Raw genomic sequence first — 16,811 nt, forward strand, 5'->3', positions numbered from 1 at the left:
CGCTCTTCTTCATTCACGCTGGAGAAAGCTTAGGCTTTCTTGGCGCGCTTGCGGCTGATCACGCCAGCGCCCAGCATGGCGATGCCGAACAGGGCCAGCGAGCCTGGTTCCGGCACTTCAGCCAGTTGCTCGCCCAGTTTGAACTGACCGTTGTTGCCAACGAAGAAGTACTGGCCAGGAGCATTGGCGTAGCTGCCCGAACCGCAGCCAGGACCGCTGAAGCCGGCGAATTGGCAAGCGACTTCCGACACCAGGTTGCCGCGTGGGGTTGCCAGGGTGTTGGCGTTGGTGAACGCGAACGACAGGACCGATTCCATCGACAGGTCGTTACCGTTGCCACGGAAGAAGTAGCCAGCTGCCAGGCCGCCTTCGACGGCGCGCGCGGTCACGCTGACCTGGCCGTTGTTGGTCGGGCTGCCGTTGGCGTCGACGGTGCCGCCGCCGCCTGGCAGGACTTCGAATTCGGCGATCAGGTTGCCCACATTGGCGCCGTAGATGCCGTTGGTCGAGGTGAACTGGTTGGTGTCCGACTGGTACATCTTGATGGTGCCGCCGGTGAAGCTGAAGGCGCCGCCGAAGGTGCCGGTGCCGGATGCTTCGAAGGTGGCGGTGATGTTACCGCGCGGATTCAGCTGGTTGAAGTAACCGGTCTGCTGGTTGTCGCCGTAAGGCACTGCGAACACGGCGTGTTCGCGGAAGTTGAAGCTACCGGCGCTCGAACCGGCCGACAGCTGGATGAATGCGTTGCCGGTGATGTCCAGGTATTCGCCGATCGTGACGCCGTTGGCGAAGCCGGTGCCTGCCGGGTTGAACACCCAGTCGTTCATCACGGTATCTGCATTTGCGGAACCAGCCATTGCCACGGTCACAGCTGCAGCGCAGCCCAGTTTCTTCAGGAAATTCATGTTCGTCTACCTCGCTCTAGGTTAATCGGTTGCACACACACACGTCCTTCTATTAGCAATCCCCGTGCCAGCTTTTCGACTTCTTTTAAAATCAAAGACTTAAACTAGATAGTTAGAGAAGAAACAAGAGCTATGTAAAAATTCCCGACAGTTTACAAGCTGTTTCCAGGGCTTACACCACCAAATCTTGCTTCGGTGAAATGAAAGCTTTGTGGAATAGATGACCAGATAACAATACAGGCGGCTGAGGAACCAATTGCCTCGGATGGACAAGACGACGCGTGCGCCCCCGCTGAAGCGATCGCCGCATGCAGGGGTTGGCGGCTGCAGGGCGCGCAGGAACAGCGCGTCCATCAGTACCAGCAGCGCCAAGTTCGGACGGCCGGCCTCGGCCGCCACCAGTGTCGCTGCCGGGATCATGGCGCCCAGCACCCGGCGCAGGTAGCGCAAGGTATAGAACAGCGGTCGTGTCAGTTCCAGCTCGGCCGCGCGCCCGGCCTTGGCCAGGCGGCGGCGCGCCGCGCCGTGGCCGTTCAGCGCTGCCGGCGGGTGTGCGGATTCAGGGTGGATGCGCTTGCCATGCGGTGTCCTCGAAATAAGGCAGCCATACGCCGCAAGCTCGGGACAAGCAAGGCCCATGGCAATCCGGCATGAAAAACATTTCGTGCGCGGCCGTAAAGACACAGCAAGAAGCGTGCCTTTGGATTGCCAATAGGAAAAACTACTTTATAAACAGGAATATAGCGACACGACCGAACCGGCATTCATTGCATTAGCAGTAAGAATGAATGCCGGCTGTAAATTTATCGCCAGGAAATCAGAAGAAGCTTTCCGGGATGATCAGCACGTCGCCCGGACGCATCATGACGTTGGCCGAGATGTCGCCGTCGCGGATCAGGTCATCCAGGCGCACGGTCAGTTTTTCCTGCTTGCCGTCGACATTGCGCACGATGCTGGCCTTGTTGCCGGCAGCGAATTCGGTAACGCCGCCGACCGCGATCAGCACGTCCATCAGCGACATTTCGCGGCGGTACGGCAGTGCCTGCGGACGGGCGGCCTGGCCGATCACGCGGATCTGCTCGCCATAATTGCCGACGAAGTTGGTCACCACCACGGTCACCACCGGCTGCTGGATGAACTTGGCCAGCGCCTGTTCGATATCGCGCGCCAGCTGGGTCGAGGTCTTGCCCGCGGCCGGCAGGTCTTCGACCAGCGGGGTAGTGATCTTGCCGTCAGGACGCACCGGCACCGACATCGACACTTCCGGATTGCGCCAGACGATGATGTTGACCGCGTCGCCCGGGCCGATCAGGTAGTCGGGATTGACCGGCGCCAGCGCCGCGGCGCTGGGAGCGGGTGGCGTCGCGCATCCGCCCAGCAACAGCAGGCAGCCTGCGGCGCCGGCCGCCATCACGTGTTTCATCCACTGCGTCATCTTGATCACCTCGACTCCTTGAGCCCGCGCCTGGCATCGTGCCGGCTGCAGGTTGCAATTTTAAAAATTGTTATTTCACCATCAAAACAGCGTTATTGTATATCAGAGTCTTTCTGGAAACCCCGTGCACGAATGAAATTGTTAGTTCATAGCGCAACACCTTGCTTACGCCATCGGCGTACGACCGGGCCCTACGGCCGCTGCAACAGGGCGCGCACGTGGCGCACCGGCACTGCATAGGTGATGCCGCTCGGGTTGGTGATCGCCGTTTCCTTCAAGCCCTTGACGAACACCATATTGACCACCGCCAGCACCGTGCCCGTGTCCGGGTCGTACACCGGGCTGCCGCTATTGCCGGGATACGCCGTGCCGTCCAGCTGATATACCATGAACGGCGCCCGCTGCAGCTGGGCGATGGCGCGCGCATCCAGCCCGCGCGCGCTGAGCGACGGCCGCACCACCGGCGTGATTGCCGCCAGCAGCGCACGATGGGTGGCTGGATACAGTCCCAGCACCATGCCGAGCGGGAAACCGGTGAACGCCAGTTCCTGTCCTTCACGCGCATCCTCGCGCTCGGCCAGGTTCAGGGCCGGCAGCGGTGCGCCTTCCAGGCGCAGGTGCGCCAGGTCATGCTCGCGGTCGAGCGCGACCAGGGTGGCCGGGCGGAACGCGGCCGCGGCGCCGTCGCCCACCACCACGCCCAGGGTTTCCTTGCGCGCGGCGTCGAGCTGGTCCGGCACCACGTGGGCATTGGTGATCACGCTCAGGCCGTCGCCGACCACGAAGCCGGTGCCGGCGAAGGCAACCGCCGGGCTGCGCGTCTGCAAATGGGTGCCGACGCCCACGATCGAGCGCTTGACGCGCGCCACGGTGTCGGGCAGCGCGGCGCCAGTGGCGAGCGGCGCCGCCAAGGCGCCGGCGGCGAGGAACAAGGCGCTGTGGCCGAGGAAGATTCGTCGTTTCATGGGCAATTCACATTCATCCGGTACACCTGATACAGGGCTGCGTCAATCGTGCAAGCCCTTTCCAATTTTAAACATTACAATAACCATGTTTGATTTTCAGCAACTATCAACAGCGCTGTCCTCATCCACTTCTGCATCGTTCACATCGGGTTTGACGTCGTTACAAAGTTTCGCAAATTACAACGAGCAAAAGCGTTGATTGTTTGCGATAATGCAACACTATGCGTTCAGAAACCGTGGAGCGATAGCAAATCTGTCGTTGCAACAAAGAATTTGTGTTGTAAGACGTTTGTATTTGAGCTAGTAACTGCGTAATTTTCCAGCACGCAATTGCAATTGCTCACTCTACAAGCGATCATGCAGGGTGTTTTATCTACTGTGTCCGGCCCCCGCCGGACCGTGACTGGCGAGACCTAAGATGGCCGAAATCACAGCCTTGATTCTGAATTTCTTAAAAGCAATTGGCAAGTATCGCTGGCATGCGGTGGCGATCACCTGGGTGGTCGCACTGGCCGGCTGGGCCGTCGTGCTCAAGCTCCCCAACCAGTACCAGGCCTCGGCGCGCGTCTACGTCGACACCCAGAACATCCTCAAGCCGCTGCTGTCGGGCATGACCACGGTGCCGAACCTGGACCAGCAGGTGCAGTTCATGCGCCGCACCCTGCTCAGCCGTCCGAACGTGGAGCGCGTGATCCGCGAAGTCGACCTCGACGTCCAGGCGAGCAACAGCCGCGAGATGGACAAGCTGGTCGAGGAAATGACCTCGCGCATCAAGATGGCCGGCACCCAGCGCGACGACATCTATACCATCACCTATACCGGCGCCAGCGCCAAGGAAGCCAAGGACGTGGTGCAGGCCTTCCTGACCATCTTCGTCGAAGGCAGCTACACCGGCAAGCGCCAGGATTCCGAGAAGGCGGTACAGTTCATCGACGACCAGATCCGCGGCTATGAAGAGCGGCTGGCGGCGGCCGAGAATTCGCTCAAGGAATTCAAGCTGCGCAATATGGGCATGCTGCCGCGCGAAGGCGCCGACTACAGCGCGCGCATGGCCGCCACCAACGAAGCGCTGAACCAGGCGCGGCTGGAACTGAGCGAAGCGGAACAGGCACGCAATGCGATCCGGCGCCAGATCTCGGGCGACACCAGCGGCGGCCCGGGCAAGCGCGCGCTGCCGGTGCCGACCGACCCGGCGCTGGAAGAGCGCATCGCCGCCACCAACAAGACCCTGGACAGCCTGCGCACCCAGTATACCGAGCAGCACCCGGACATCATCGCCAACAAACGCCTGCTCGAACAGCTGCTGGCGCGCAAGGCCGATGAAGCCAAGAACATCAAGCCGAGCGGCGATCCGGGCGCCAGCTACAGCCCGATGCTGCAGCAGCTCAACGTGCAGCTGTCCGACGCCGAAGCGCGCGTGGCCTCGCTGCAGGCGCGCGTGGCCGAATACAGCAACCGCGTGGCCACCCTGCGCTCGCAGAGCCAGCAGGTGCCGGAGATCGAGGCCCAGCTCGCCCAGCTCAACCGCGACTACGAAGTCAACCGTTCGAACTACCAGCGCCTGGTCGAGCGCCGCGAGTCGGCCAAGCTGTCGGGCGACCTGTCGTCGGCCACCGACATGCTGACCTTCCGCGTGATCGACCCGCCGACCGCGCCGCCGCTGCCGTCCGGCCCGAACCGCCTGCAGCTGTTCTCGGTCGTGTTCGTCGGCGCGCTGATCGCCGGCCTGGCGGGCGCCTTCCTGATGAGCCAGCTGCGTCCGACCTTCCTCAGCCAGGCGTCGCTGCGCGACACCACCGGCGTCCCGATCCTGGGCTCGATCAGCATGAACTGGACCGGCGAGCAGACCGTGCGCCGCAAGCGCCGCCTGGTGGCGCTGGCCGCCTCGGTGGTGCTGCTGTTCGGCGCCTATGGCGCCGGCGTCGCCGCCATCCTCGTCCGTCCGATGTAAGGCCGCAGGCCAAGGAGCACATGTGAGCATTATCGAAAAAGCGGCCAGCCGCATCGACCAGCAGCGCCAGGCTGCCAACAGCGTCGTTTCCGCGAAACCGGAAACGGCAACCGAGCAGGCCGGCGCCCAGGCGCCGCTGCCCGTGATCGAACTGCCGGCGGCAACGCCGGCAACTGCGACCGCGCCGGCAGCGGCCCAGCCCGCCGCGCCACAGCCTGCGGCGCAGTCCGCCGCCGAGCCGGTGTTCGCCGAAGCACCGGCCGCGCCGGCTGCGTCGGCCCGCGGCGGCGCGCGCAAGGTCGAACTCGACCTGGCCCGCATGCGCGAGCTGGGCATGGTCACCGCCGCCGGCGGACGCACCAACCTGCTGGAAGAATTCCGCATCATCAAGCGCCCGCTGCTCAAGCGCGCCTTCGCCGAACGCGGCCCGAAGGACAATCCCGGCAACCTGATCATGGTCACCAGCTCGCTGCCGGGCGAAGGCAAGACCTATTGCTCGATCAACCTGGCGATGAGCATCGCCATGGAACTGGACCACACCGTGCTGCTGGTCGACGCCGACGTTGCGCGTCCTTCGGTGCTGCGCACGCTCGGCCTGCCGGCGCACCGCGGCCTGATGGATTGCCTGATCGACGACCAGCTCGACCTGCAGGACGTGCTGCTGCGCACCAACGTCGACACCCTGTCGATCCTGCCGGCCGGCACCAGCACCGGACGCGCCACCGAGCTGCTGGCCAGCTCGACGATGACGCAGATGCTGCACGAACTGGCCAACCGCTATCCCGACCGCATCATCATCTTCGATTCGCCGCCGCTGCTGCTCACCAGCGAATCGCGCGTGCTGGCCAGCCACATGGGCCAGATCGTGGTGGTGGTGGAAGCCCAGACCACGACCCAGCATGCGGTCAAGGAAGCGCTGCACAAGCTGGAAGGCTTCGAGAACGTCAATCTCATCTACAACAAGACCCGCGACATCCCGGGCATCGAAGAGACGTATGATTATCACTATGGCTGAACGCCGGCCTGTCGCCCTGCCGCGCCTGCTGCCGCTGGCGGCCGCCGCCATGCTGCTGGCGGCGCCGGCGCACGCCCAATGGGACGTCACGCCCAGCGTCAGCCTGAGCGGCACCTGGACCGACAACGTCGACCTGCGCGAAGACGACCTGGCCGAATCGCAGTTCATCACCGAGCTGCGCCCGGCGCTGGCGGTGAAGGGCAAGAGCCGGCGCCTGAACGTCGACGCCGTCGCCAGCTGGGAACGCTACGCCTACAGCGACAAGGACGCCATGCTGCGTCCGTCCGACGGCCGGCGCGCGTATTCCGCCAACCTGCAGGGCACGCTGGTCGAGCAGATGCTGTATGTGGACGCCTCCGCCAGCCGCACCCGGCGCAGCATCCTGGCGTTCGCGCCGGGCGGCGACGAGAATCCGTATTCGCTCGAGAACACCACCGAAGTCAAGTCGTGGAGCGTCAGCCCCTACCTGGTGCGGCGCTTCGGGCGCGACGCCACCATGCAGCTGCGCTACAGCCGCGACGCGGTCGACGGCGGCCTGCGCAATGTGTACGGCAACAGCACCGGCGACACCGTGCTGCTCAACCTGGCCAGCGGCACCTCGACCAAGGCGCTCGGCTGGGGCCTGAACTACGTGCGCCAGGACCTGGACAACCAGCTGGTCGGCGAATCGTCGTCCCAGAACCTGAACGGCTCGCTGCGCTACCAGTTCAACCGTGCCTGGGCCGCGACCATGACGGCCGGCTACGACAAGTACGACTTCGAAGGCCCGGGCGGCGACAGTTCCGGCCGCAGCTGGTCGGTGGGCGGGGTATGGACTCCGAGCGCGCGCACCAATGTGCAAGCCTCGGTCGGACGCCACCTGTACGGCCAGACCGGTTCGCTGCTGGCCACGCTGCGCAGCCGCCACACGGCCTGGGACGTCCAGTACAGCGACATCATCACCTCGTCGCGCCGCCAGTCGCTGCTGCCGGCGTCGATCGACACCGCCTCGATGCTCGACCGCATGTTCAACAGCGTGGTGGCCGACCCGCTCGAGCGCGAGCGCCTGGTGGCCGCCTACATGCTGGCCAACGGCCTGCCGGCCAGCCTGGCCGAGAGCATCAACTTCCTCAGCAACCGCTGGGCGCGCCAGAAGGAACTGCGCGCCTCGGTGGCCTGGCGCGGCGGGCGCAGCAGCGCTCTGTTCAGCGCCTACCGCAGCGAACGCATCGCGCTGTCGGACCAGCAGAGCGACAGCGCGCTGCTGGGCAGCCAATTCAGTTCGCTCAACGACAACGTGCGGCAGCACGGCGCCAACCTGAACTTCTCGTACCGGGTCGGCCCGCGTTCGCGCCTGAACGCCGGCGCCGACTACAGCCTGCGCGAGTCGCTCACCACCGGTCTCGAGACGCGCCAGCGCGAGCTGTACGTGCGCCTGAACCGCGACGTCGGCCGCTACCTGACGACCAACCTCGAGCTGCGCCGGCGCAGCGGCGGCACCGACTACGTCGGCCGGCGCGACTACACCGAACACGCGGTGGTGGCTTACCTGAACATGAAGTACTGATCGGAAAACCAGCACGATGTACGAATCCTATTACGGCCTCTCGGCCAAGCCCTTCCAGCTGCGGCCCGACCCGCATTTCTTCTTCGGCTCCAAGGGCCACAAGCGCGCCATGGCCTACCTCGAGTACGGCCTGTCGCAGGGCGAAGGCTTCATCGTCATCACCGGCGAAGTCGGCGCCGGCAAGACCACGCTGGTGCGCAACCTGCTGGGCCACCTGCCGCTGGACCAGATCGTGGCGGCGCACATCGTCAACACCAGCCTCGATCCGGAAGACACGCTGCGCATGGTGGTGTCGAGCTTCGGCCTGCCGTACGAAGGCGCCAGCAAAGCCGAGCTGCTCAATCGTCTGGAACAATTTTTGCGCGGCGTGGACCGCCAGGGCAAGCGCGCCCTGCTGCTGATCGACGAAGCCCAGAACCTGAACGCGCGCACCGTGGAAGAGCTGCGCATGCTGTCGAACTTCCAGACCGACGACCGCTCGCTGCTGCAGACCTTCCTGCTCGGCCAGCCGGAATTCCGCGCCACCCTGCACAGCCCGACCATGCAGCAGCTGCGCCAGCGCGTGATCGCCAGCTACCACCTGGGCCCGATGGATGCGCAGGAAACCCGCGCCTACATCGAGCACCGCCTGGCCACCGTGGGCTGGAACGGCGACCCCGCCTTCGACGACGGCGCCCACGCCGCGATCTACGCCTACAGCGGCGGCATTCCGAGGAAGACCAACACGCTGATGGACCGCGTGCTGCTGATGGGCTTCCTGGAAGAGCTGCACGCCTTCAGCGAAGAGCACATCAACGACGTGGTGCGCGACATCGCCGAGGAATTCCAGGCGCCGGACGCGATCGGCGAGCCGGACCCGGACAGCGAATACGATTCGCGCCTCAACGGCAGCGAGCAGCGTGGCGCCATGCGCGTTGGGGACGCGCGCCAGGGTGACATGCGCGTAGGTGACCGGCGCGCGGCCAGCGTCGAGATCCTCGACGAGCGCATGATGCGCCTCGAGAAATCGATCGTCTCGGTGCTGTCGATCCTGAAGAAGATCGTCGCCACGCCCCAGGGCCAGAACGCCCTCCATGCGGACCACCGCGCCGAACAACGTACGGACCACCAGGAATAAGCCATGCAAATGACCGCTCCCGCAGCCCGGCCGCGCCCAGCACCGGGTGAACGCATCCGCAACGCCATGACCTGCGACGTCGAGGACTACTTCCAGGTCTCGGCCTTCGCCCCCTACATCGACCGCGCCAGCTGGCCGACGCGCGAATGCCGCGTCGAAGCCAATATGGAACGCATCCTGGCGCTGTTCGAGAAGAACGGCGTGCGCGCCACCTTCTTCACGCTGGGCTGGATCGCCGAGCGCTATCCGGCCATGGTGCGCCGCATCGTCGAGCAGGGCCACGAGCTGGCCAGCCACGGCTACGGCCACCTGCGCGCCTCGGACCAGAGCCGCGCCGAATTCGACAACGACATCCGCTCCGCCAAGGCGCTGCTGGAAGACATCGGCGGCCAGGCCGTGCTGGGCTACCGCGCCCCGAGCTTCTCGATCGGCCACGCCAACCTGTAGGCGCTGGACGCCCTGCACGAAGCCGGCTACAAGTACAGCTCGAGCATCTATCCGGTGCTGCACGACCACTACGGCATGCCGGATGCGCCGCGCTTCGCCTTCTATCCGAACGGCCCGGACGGCCTGCTGGAAGTGCCGATCACCACGGTCAAGATGGGCGGGCGCAACCTGCCGGCCGGCGGCGGCGGCTACTTCCGCCTGCTGCCCTACGCCCTGTCGCGCTGGATGATGGAAAAGGTCAATCGCGAAGACCAGGAGTCGGCGCTGTTCTACTTCCACCCGTGGGAAATCGATCCGCAGCAGCCGCGTCCCGAAGGCCTGGGCGCCAAGGCGCGCTTCCGCCACTACGTGAACATCGAGCGCATGGAGCGCCGCCTGGAACTGCTGGCGCGCGATTTCAAATGGGACCGCATGGACCGCATCTTCCTGGACAAGCCATGAACGCCATCCTCGACGCGGCGCAGGCGCGCCGCGCGGCCCCGAGCGCCGCCGCCGCCCCGCAGACCCTGCACCTGCTGCAGAAACAGGACTACGCCCGCTGGGACGCTTTCGTGCGCGCCTGCCCGTCCGCCACCTTCTTCCACCTGTCGGGCTGGCAGCCGGTGATCGAACAGTCGTTCGGCATCAAGACCTGGTTCTACTACGTCGAGCAGGACGGCCAGATCCAGGGCGTGCTGCCGCTGGCCGAGATCAAGAGCCGCCTGTTCGGCCACTCGCTGGGCGCGATGCCGTTCTGCGTGTATGGCGGCGTGGCGGCGACCGATGACGCCGCGCGCGCCATGCTCGACGGCGCCGCCCACGCACTGGCGCAAAAGCTCGGCGTCGGCCACCTGGAATACCGCGGCATGCAGCGCGCCCACCCGGGCGACGCCAGCTGGCACACCAAGGAACTGTACGTCACCTTCCGCAAGGAGATCACGGGCGACGACGAGACCAATATGAACGCCATCCCGCGCAAGCAGCGCGCGATGGTGCGCAAGGGGATCAAGCTTGGTCTGAAAGGCGTGGTCGAGGACAACGTCGACAATATGTTCACGGCCTATGCCCACAGCGTGCTGCGCCTGGGCACCCCGGTGTTCCCGAAAAAATACTTCGCCCTGCTGCAGAAGACCTTCGGCGACGAATGCGAGGTGCGCTCGATCTATACCGCAGACGACAAGCTGGTCGGCTCGGTGCTGTCGTTCTACTGGCGCGACGAAGTCGTGCCCTACTACGGCGGCGGCATGGACCTGGCGCGCTCGGTGGCCGGCAACGACTTCATGTACTGGAACCTGATGCAGGCCGCGGCAAGCCGCGGTTGCCGCCTCTTCGACTTCGGCCGCAGCAAACTCGGTACCGGCGCCTACGACTTCAAGAAGAACTGGGGCTTCGAGGCCACGCCGCTGCCGTACGAGTACAAGCTGTACGCGTCGACCGCGCTGCCGGACAACAATCCGCTCAATCCGAAGTACCAGCTGTTCATCAAGGTCTGGAAGAAGCTGCCGCTGCCGGTCGCCAACTTCATGGGCCCGTTCATCGTGCGCAACCTGGGGTAAGCCGTGGAAGACTTGCTGCTGCTGATCCACCGCATCCCGTTCCCGCCCAACAAGGGCGACAAGATCCGCTCGTACCACCTGCTCAAGCACCTGGCGCGCGACTACCGGGTGCACCTGGCCACTTTTGTGGACGACGCCGACGACTGGCAGCACGTGCCGACCGTGGAAAAGCTGTGCGCCAGCAGCCATTTCGCCAGCCTGAACCCGACCCTGGCGCGGGTGCGCAGCCTGGGCGCGCTGGCGGCCAACCGTTCGCTCTCGCTCGACTATTACCGCGACGCCAGTCTTGGGCGCTGGGTCGACCAGACCGTGGCCGCGCACAATATCAAGCGCGTGCTGGTGTTCTCGTCGGCGATGGCGCAGTACGCCGACAAGTACCCGCAGGCGCGGCGCGTGGTCGACTTCTGCGACGTCGATTCCGACAAATGGCGCCAGTACGCCGACAAGAAGCCATGGCCGATGAGCTGGCTGTACCGCCACGAGGCGCGCCAGCTGCTGGCGTATGAGCGCCGCGTGGCGCGCGACTACGACGCCTCGCTGTTCGTGTCCGAGCCCGAGGCGGCGCTGTTCCGCGAACTGGCGCCAGAGAGCGACGCCCGCATCGGCTACTTCAACAACGGCGTCGACACCGATTACTTCACCCCGCACGCCGACTACGCCAGCCCCTACGCCGCCGGCGAGCAGGCGATCGTGTTCACCGGCGCCATGGATTACTGGCCGAACGTCGACGCGGTGCAGTGGTTCGCGGCCGAGGCGCTGCCGATCCTGCGCGCGCGTTACCCGAAACTGGCGTTCTACATCGTCGGCGCCCGTCCCGCCCCCGCGGTGCAGGAACTGGGCAAGATCGCGGGCGTGACCGTGACCGGCACCGTCCCTGACGTGCGCCCGTACATTGCGCATGCGCGCGCCGCGGTGGCGCCGCTGCGCATCGCGCGCGGCATCCAGAACAAGGTGCTGGAAGCGATGGCGATGGCGACGCCGACGGTGGTCTCGCCGCAGGCGCTGGAAGGCATCCGCGCCGAACCGGGCCGCGAACTGCTGCTGGCCGAAGACGGCGCGGCGTTTGCCGATGCGGTGGCCATGCTGCTCGAACGCCAGGACAACGCCATGGGCCTGGCCGCACGCGCCAGGGTCGAAAACCACTACAGCTGGCCGAGCAACCTGGCCTGCATCGGGGAGCGCCTCGAATGCTGATGACCGAATCGCGCAGCGCCGCGCTGTCCCCTTCCGCCACCGCCGCCGTTCCGCTGGCGCGCGCCGGTACCCCGGCGATCGCCCTGATCGTGCTGGCGCTGCTGGCGCCGTTTGCGCTGTACTTCGGCACCGCGAAGTCGATGGTGGACATCTGGAACAGCTCCGACACCTTCGCCCACGGCTATATCATCCTGCCGATCAGCCTGTGGCTGATCTGGCGCCGGCGCGAGCAGTTCGAGCGCATCCCGGCGCGTCCGTACGGGCCGGCGCTGCTGCTGCTGGCGCTGCTCGGCGCCGGCTGGCTGGCCGGCCGCATGGGCGGCGTGCAGGTGGTGATGCAGTACGCCTTCGTTGCCATGTTCCCGGTGGCGGCGCTGGCCCTGCTGGGTCCGCGCCTGGCCGGCGCCTTCGCGTTTCCCTTGCTGTTCCTCCTGTTTGCGGTGCCGTTCGGCGAAGTCTTCGTCGAGCCGCTGATCCACCTGACCGCCGACTTCACCGTGTGGGCGGTGCAGGCCACCGGCATCCCGGTGCTGCGCAACGGCACCCGCTTCGACCTGCCGACCGGTTCCTGGTCGGTGGTGGAAGCCTGCAGCGGCATCCGCTACCTGATTTCCTCGATCACGCTGGGCAGCCTGTACGCCTACCTGACCTACACCAGCACCACCCGGCGCGCCGTGTTCATCGCGCTGTCGATCGTGGTGCCGATCGTGGCCAACGGCCTGCGCGCCTACATGATCGTGATGATCGGCCACTTCAGCAGCATGCAACACGCCACCGGCGTCGACCACCTGGTGTACGGCTGGCTGTTCTTCGGCCTGATCATGTTCATCATGTTCTGGATCGGCAGCTACTGGCGCCAGGACGAAGCGCCGGCGGCGCCCGCCAGCGCCAACGCGGCGCGCACCCGCATGCAGGCGTCCGGCGCAGCGTCCATCCAATCCGAGACGCCGGGCCTCAAGCGCATCGCGCCGATGGCCTGCGCCGTGATCGCGATCGCCGCCGTGTGGCCGGCCTTCGCCACCTTCAACGACCGCGCCAACCACAATCCGAAGCCGGTCGACCTGGCGGCGCCAGGCATCGGCTGGGAGCAGACCGGCGGCTTCCCCGACTGGCAGGTGCGCTACATGGAACCGGACATGCGCCTGGCGCGCACCTTCCGCGCGGCCGGTTCGGACCGTCCGCTGCGCCTGGAAGTGCTGTACTACCGCAACCAGGACAAGCAGAAGGGCCTGATCAGCTCCGTCAACCGCCTGACCGGCGACAAGGACCCGTTCCACGTGGTGTCGAGCGAAGTGCGCCGCGAACAATCGGGCACGCGCACGGTCCCGCTGCGCGAGACCGTGCTGCTCGGACCGCAGCAGAAGCTGCTGGTATGGCAGCTGACCTGGATCGACGGCGACTACCTGACCAGCAACGTGGCCGGCAAGCTGCGCCAGGCGCAGGCGCGCCTGCGGTTCCGCGGCGACGACGGCGCGCTGGTGGTGCTGGCCGCGCCCTACACCGACGACCCGCAGGCGGCGCGCGCCACCCTGCAGGCCTTCTTCCAGCAGCACTTCGGCGCGCTCGACGCGGCCCTGGCCACCACGCGGGAACGTTGAGCATGGCCGCGGTTATCCACTCCACGTCCCCGGCGCTGCCACCGCTGGTGGTGCACCTGATCTACCGGCTCGACATCGGCGGCCTGGAAACGCTGCTGGTCGACACCATCAACCGCATGCCGGCCGAGCGTTACCGCCATGCGATCGTGTGCCTGACCGACTACACCGATTTCGCCCAGCGCATCACGCGCCCGGGCGTGGAGCTGTTCGCGCTGCACAAGCCGCCCGGCCAGGCGCTCGGCACCCACGCCACCCTGTGGCGCCTGCTGCGCCGCCTGCGGCCAAGCATCCTGCACACCTATAACCTGGGCTGCAACGAGTACGCCGTCACCGCAATGGCGGCCGGCGTGCCGGTGCGCGTGCACGCCGAGCACGGACGCGACGCCGGCGACCCGCAGGGCCTGAACCGCAAGCACAACCTGCTGCGGCGCTGGGTATCGCCCTGCATCGACCGCATCGTGCCGGTCTCGCGCGACCTGCGCGACTGGCTGCAGAACGTGGTCGGCATCGCCCCGCAGCGCCTGCAGGTGATCGACAACGGCGTCGACACCGAACGCTTCCAGTCCGGCCTGGCCGCGGAGAGCTGGTCGGACGATCCGGACACCTTCGTCATCGGCAGCGTCGGCCGCCTGCAGGACGTGAAGGACCAGGCGACCCTGATCGACGCCTTCGCCCTGCTGCGCGCCATGCTGCCGGGCGAGAAGCTGCGCCTGGTGCTGGTCGGCGACGGCCCGCTGCGCGGCAAACTGCAAGAACGCATCGACGCCGCCGGCCTTGGCGGCAGCGCGCTGCTGGCCGGCGCGCGCGCCGACGTGGCGCCGGCGATGCGCGGCTTCTCGCTGTTCGCGCTGTCCTCGATCGCCGAGGGCACGCCGGTGACCATGCTCGAAGCGATGTCGAGCAGCCTGCCGATCGTCTCCACCGCGGTCGGCGGCATCCCGGACCTGGTCCAGGATGGCGCCATGGGCAAGCTGGTGCCGCCATCGAACCCGCAGGCGCTGGCCGATGCCTTGGCCGGCTATGTGCGCGACCGTGCGCTGGCGCGCAGCCACGGCGCCGCCGGGCGCGCCCACGTCGAGCGCCGCTACAGCATGCGCGCCATGCTCGACGCTTATCTATCCCTGTACGACGATTTGCGTCGGTCCAAGATCAAATCTCATAAAGCGATCACACCATGTGCGGAATAACCGGATTGTTTGACACCCTGGGCAGCCGCCCGATCTCGCCCGAGCTGCTCAATCGCATGAACGAGAGCCAGTTCCACCGCGGACCGGTCGAGGGCGACCTGCACCTCGAACCGGGCCTCGGCTTCGGACACCGGCGCCTGTCGATCATCGCCCTGGAAGCCGGCCTGCAGCCGCTGTTCAACGAGGACGAGACGCTGGCGCTGGTGTTCAACGGCGAGATCTACAACTTCCGCGAACTGCGCGCCGAGCTGCAGGGCCTGGGCCACGTGTTCCGCACTCCGTCGGACAGCGAGACCATCGTCCACGCCTACGAGCAGTGGGGCGAGGCTTGCGTGCAGCACCTGCGCGGCATGTTCGCGTTCGCGATCTGGGACCGTCCGAATAAAACCCTGTTCCTGGCGCGCGACCGCCTCGGTATCAAGCCGATGCACTACGCGCTGCTGGACGACGGCCTGTTCGCCTTCGGCTCGGAACTCAAGTCGCTCCTGTGCCTGCCGAACCTGAAGCGCGAGATCGATCCGCTGGCGGTGGAGGACTACTTCGCCTACGGCTACGTGCCGGAGCCGCGCACCATCTTCACGTCAGCCAAGAAGCTGCTGCCCGGCCACACCCTGACCCTGCGTGTCGGCCAGCCAGTTCCTCAGTCGAAGCAGTTCTGGGACGTGCCGTTCACCGCGCACGCGCCGATGAGCGAGCGCGAAATGGAAGAGGAACTGATCGTTCGCCTGCGCGAAGCGGTGCAGAGCCACCTGATCTCGGACGTGCCGCTGGGCGCCTTCCTGTCGGGCGGCGTCGATTCCAGCGCGGTGGTGGCGATGATGGCCGGCGTGTCCGACAAGCCGGTCAACACCTGCGCCATCGCCTTCAATGACCCGGCCTTCGACGAATCCGAATACGCGCGCCAGGTCGCCGAGCGTTACAAGACCAATCACCAGGCCGAAACGGTCGACAAGGACGACTACGGCCTGATCGACACCCTGGCCGCGCTGTACGACGAGCCGTATGCCGACAGCTCGGCGATCCCGACCTACCGCGTGTGCCAATTGGCGCGCAAGCGCGTGACGGTGGCGCTGTCGGGCGACGGCGGCGACGAGAATTTTGCAGGCTACCGCCGCCACCGCATGACGATGGGCGAGCAGCGCGTGCGCTCGATGCTGCCGCTGGCACTGCGCAAACCCGTATTCGGCGTGCTGGGCAAGGTCTATCCGAAGGCCGACTGGGCGCCGCAGATGTTCCGCGCCAAGACCACCTTCGAAGCACTGGCGCGCGACCTGACCGAGGGCTACTTCCATGGCGTGTCGGTCAACAACGACCGCGTGCGCAAGCAGCTGTTCTCGTCCGGCTTCCAGCAGCGCCTGCAGGGCTACCGCGCGGTCGAAGTCATGCGCGGCTATGCGGCCAATGCCCCGACCGACGATCCGCTGTCCCTGATCCAGTACCTGGACATGAAGACCTACCTGCCGGGCGACATCCTGACCAAGGTCGACCGCGCCAGCATGGCGCACGCGCTCGAAGTGCGCGTCCCCCTGCTGGACCACCAGTTCGTGGAATGGGTCTCGGGCCTGCCGTCATCGAGCAAGCTGCGCAACGGCGAAGGCAAGCACGTGTTCAAAAAGGCGCTGGAGCCATATCTGTCCGAAGACATCCTGTACCGCAAGAAGATGGGCTTCTCGATTCCCCTCTCGGCGTGGCTGCGCGGTCCGCTGGCCGACAGCATGCGCCGCGCCGTGCTCAATCCGGTGCTGCTCGACACCGGCATCTTCAATGCGAATTACCTGCAGCAGATCGTCGACGAGCACCTGGCCGGCACCAAGGACCACGCGGTGACGCTGTGGTCGGTGCTGATGTTCGACGCCTTCCTGCGCAAGAACGGCGCCGCCACCAGCCCGGCGCCGATGGCCGAAGCGGCCTGACAA

The 16,811-nt window shown here is 66.1% G+C and carries 13 protein-coding genes and 1 pseudogene; 10 read left to right on the plus strand and 4 right to left on the minus strand.

Going from position 1 to position 16,811, the window contains the following annotated elements; all coding sequences use genetic code 11:
• Nucleotides 1-29: 29 nt before the first annotated feature.
• The 4 genes from pepA to QPK27_RS13335 form a co-directional block, all read right to left on the minus strand.
• Nucleotides 30-905: a flocculation-associated PEP-CTERM protein PepA gene (gene pepA, locus QPK27_RS13320; protein ID WP_290418728.1), complete on the minus strand. Its 876-nt coding sequence runs from the start codon at nucleotides 903-905 to the stop codon at nucleotides 30-32.
• A gap of 99 nt (nucleotides 906-1,004) precedes the next feature.
• On the minus strand, nucleotides 1,005-1,544 hold the full coding sequence (locus QPK27_RS13325; RefSeq protein ID WP_290418729.1) for a hypothetical protein: 540 nt from the start codon (nucleotides 1,542-1,544) through the stop codon (nucleotides 1,005-1,007).
• A 178-nt stretch (nucleotides 1,545-1,722) separates the two neighbouring features.
• The gene (locus tag QPK27_RS13330; RefSeq protein WP_290418779.1) at nucleotides 1,723-2,340 is read right to left on the minus strand and encodes an XrtA/PEP-CTERM system exopolysaccharide export protein; all 618 of its coding nucleotides are present in this window, start codon (nucleotides 2,338-2,340) and stop codon (nucleotides 1,723-1,725) included.
• A 191-nt stretch (nucleotides 2,341-2,531) separates the two neighbouring features.
• A complete protein-coding gene (locus QPK27_RS13335; protein WP_290418730.1) occupies nucleotides 2,532-3,305 on the minus strand; it encodes a serine protease in 774 nt (257 codons plus the stop codon).
• A gap of 436 nt (nucleotides 3,306-3,741) precedes the next feature.
• Here QPK27_RS13335 and QPK27_RS13340 point away from each other — a divergent pair, with 436 nt between their 5' ends.
• From QPK27_RS13340 to QPK27_RS13385, 10 genes and pseudogenes are all read left to right on the plus strand, one after another.
• Nucleotides 3,742-5,256 carry an XrtA system polysaccharide chain length determinant gene (locus tag QPK27_RS13340; RefSeq protein WP_290418731.1) on the plus strand — a complete coding sequence of 505 codons (1,515 nt, stop codon included), beginning with the start codon at nucleotides 3,742-3,744 and terminating at the stop codon, nucleotides 5,254-5,256.
• 22 nt (nucleotides 5,257-5,278) lie between these two features.
• Nucleotides 5,279-6,271 carry an XrtA-associated tyrosine autokinase gene (locus QPK27_RS13345; protein ID WP_290418732.1) on the plus strand — a complete coding sequence of 331 codons (993 nt, stop codon included), beginning with the start codon at nucleotides 5,279-5,281 and terminating at the stop codon, nucleotides 6,269-6,271.
• Nucleotides 6,264-7,817 carry a TIGR03016 family PEP-CTERM system-associated outer membrane protein gene (locus QPK27_RS13350; RefSeq protein WP_290418733.1) on the plus strand — a complete coding sequence of 518 codons (1,554 nt, stop codon included), beginning with the start codon at nucleotides 6,264-6,266 and terminating at the stop codon, nucleotides 7,815-7,817. The genes QPK27_RS13345 and QPK27_RS13350 overlap by 8 nt, the downstream gene beginning before the upstream one ends.
• Before the next feature lie 16 nt (nucleotides 7,818-7,833).
• Nucleotides 7,834-8,934 (plus strand): XrtA/PEP-CTERM system-associated ATPase, encoded by a 1,101-nt coding sequence (locus tag QPK27_RS13355; RefSeq protein ID WP_290418734.1) that lies wholly within the window; start codon nucleotides 7,834-7,836, stop codon nucleotides 8,932-8,934.
• A 3-nt stretch (nucleotides 8,935-8,937) separates the two neighbouring features.
• Nucleotides 8,938-9,822: pseudogene (locus tag QPK27_RS13360) on the plus strand (XrtA system polysaccharide deacetylase).
• Complete coding sequence (locus QPK27_RS13365) at nucleotides 9,819-10,916, plus strand: FemAB family XrtA/PEP-CTERM system-associated protein (RefSeq protein ID WP_290418735.1); 1,098 nt, start codon at nucleotides 9,819-9,821, stop codon at nucleotides 10,914-10,916. The pseudogene QPK27_RS13360 and the gene QPK27_RS13365 overlap by 4 nt, the downstream one beginning before the upstream one ends.
• Before the next feature lie 3 nt (nucleotides 10,917-10,919).
• A complete protein-coding gene (locus QPK27_RS13370) occupies nucleotides 10,920-12,110 on the plus strand; it encodes a TIGR03087 family PEP-CTERM/XrtA system glycosyltransferase (RefSeq protein WP_290418736.1) in 1,191 nt (396 codons plus the stop codon).
• Complete coding sequence (gene xrtA / locus QPK27_RS13375) at nucleotides 12,104-13,708, plus strand: exosortase A (RefSeq protein ID WP_290418737.1); 1,605 nt, start codon at nucleotides 12,104-12,106, stop codon at nucleotides 13,706-13,708. Before QPK27_RS13370 ends, xrtA begins: the two co-directional genes overlap by 7 nt.
• A gap of 2 nt (nucleotides 13,709-13,710) precedes the next feature.
• Nucleotides 13,711-14,895, plus strand: a complete 1,185-nt coding sequence (locus QPK27_RS13380) for a TIGR03088 family PEP-CTERM/XrtA system glycosyltransferase (protein WP_290418738.1) — start codon at nucleotides 13,711-13,713, stop codon at nucleotides 14,893-14,895.
• Complete coding sequence (locus QPK27_RS13385; RefSeq protein ID WP_290418739.1) at nucleotides 14,883-16,808, plus strand: XrtA/PEP-CTERM system amidotransferase; 1,926 nt, start codon at nucleotides 14,883-14,885, stop codon at nucleotides 16,806-16,808. The genes QPK27_RS13380 and QPK27_RS13385 overlap by 13 nt, the downstream gene beginning before the upstream one ends.
• Nucleotides 16,809-16,811: the final 3 nt, after the last annotated feature.

This window comes from Massilia sp. YIM B02443 (assembly GCF_030411955.1).
Lineage (GTDB): Bacteria > Pseudomonadota > Gammaproteobacteria > Burkholderiales > Burkholderiaceae_D > Telluria.

Excerpts from the sequence above, each read along its gene's own strand:
- pepA (WP_290418728.1), bottom strand. The coding sequence starts at position 905 with ATGAATTTCCTGAAGAAACTGGGCTGCGCTGCAGCTGTGACCGTGGCA.
- QPK27_RS13325 (WP_290418729.1), bottom strand. The coding sequence starts at position 1,544 with ATGGGCCTTGCTTGTCCCGAGCTTGCGGCGTATGGCTGCCTTATTTCG.
- QPK27_RS13330 (WP_290418779.1), bottom strand. The coding sequence starts at position 2,340 with ATGACGCAGTGGATGAAACACGTGATGGCGGCCGGCGCCGCAGGCTGC.
- QPK27_RS13335 (WP_290418730.1), bottom strand. The coding sequence starts at position 3,305 with ATGAAACGACGAATCTTCCTCGGCCACAGCGCCTTGTTCCTCGCCGCC.
- QPK27_RS13350 (WP_290418733.1), top strand. The coding sequence starts at position 6,264 with ATGGCTGAACGCCGGCCTGTCGCCCTGCCGCGCCTGCTGCCGCTGGCG.
- QPK27_RS13355 (WP_290418734.1), top strand. The coding sequence starts at position 7,834 with ATGTACGAATCCTATTACGGCCTCTCGGCCAAGCCCTTCCAGCTGCGG.
- QPK27_RS13365 (WP_290418735.1), top strand. The coding sequence starts at position 9,819 with ATGAACGCCATCCTCGACGCGGCGCAGGCGCGCCGCGCGGCCCCGAGC.
- xrtA (WP_290418737.1), top strand. The coding sequence starts at position 12,104 with ATGCTGATGACCGAATCGCGCAGCGCCGCGCTGTCCCCTTCCGCCACC.
- QPK27_RS13380 (WP_290418738.1), top strand. The coding sequence starts at position 13,711 with ATGGCCGCGGTTATCCACTCCACGTCCCCGGCGCTGCCACCGCTGGTG.
- QPK27_RS13385 (WP_290418739.1), top strand. The coding sequence starts at position 14,883 with ATGTGCGGAATAACCGGATTGTTTGACACCCTGGGCAGCCGCCCGATC.